The organism is Affinundibacterium nitidum, from assembly GCF_014284155.1.
In the GTDB taxonomy this organism is placed as follows: domain Bacteria; phylum Pseudomonadota; class Gammaproteobacteria; order Burkholderiales; family Burkholderiaceae_D; genus Undibacterium; species Undibacterium nitidum.
In genome coordinates this window covers 1-621 of sequence record NZ_JACOFZ010000028.1, presented here as the reverse complement: position 1 = coordinate 621, position 621 = coordinate 1, and the positions used below count along the sequence as shown (strand labels likewise).

Sequence of the window (621 nt, the reverse complement as noted above, 5' to 3'; positions counted from 1 at the left end):
GCGCCGGCCAAAGCTTGACCGATAGCTTTACGTACACCTTAACCGATGGTGACGGCAGCACGACAACGGCAAGCTTGGTCATTACGATCAATGGTAATACCGATGGTGGTCCAACGGTCACGATCCCGGACAGCAATGCAGGTTCTGCGGGCGACATGACGGTAGCAGAAACGGCAACCGCGACAGCGAACAGCTTCACGGTCAGTGCGCCAGCTGGTTTAGCGAGCATTACGGTCGGTGGCACCAACGTCACCTTGGCGCAATTAAATGCTTTAGGTGGCACACCGATCACGATCACGACAGGCAAGGGCAGCTTGGTCTTAACAGGTTATAACTCCAGCACAGGCGTGGTGAGTTACACCTATGACCCAAGTGTCCAAAGTGCGAACAGCGATGTGACCGACAGTATCACCGTAGCAGTCACCGATGCCTTAGGCGCGACCAATAACGACAGCTTAGATATCCTCATTACGGACAGTAAACCAGTAGCGACAGGTGACATCAACAACATCACTGAAGATGCAGTACCGAACACAGTCACCGGCAATGTGATCACGAACGACACGGTCGGTGCGGACAGCAACGCCACCCCAGTCACAGCGGGCACCTTCACGAACGCCA

1 protein-coding gene is annotated in these 621 nt (G+C 54.8%); it reads left to right on the top strand.

Features of this window, described 5'->3' with window-relative positions; genetic code table 11:
• The coding region (locus H8K36_RS18890) for a hypothetical protein (protein ID WP_222611286.1) at window positions 1-621 on the top strand (621 nt) is incomplete at both ends.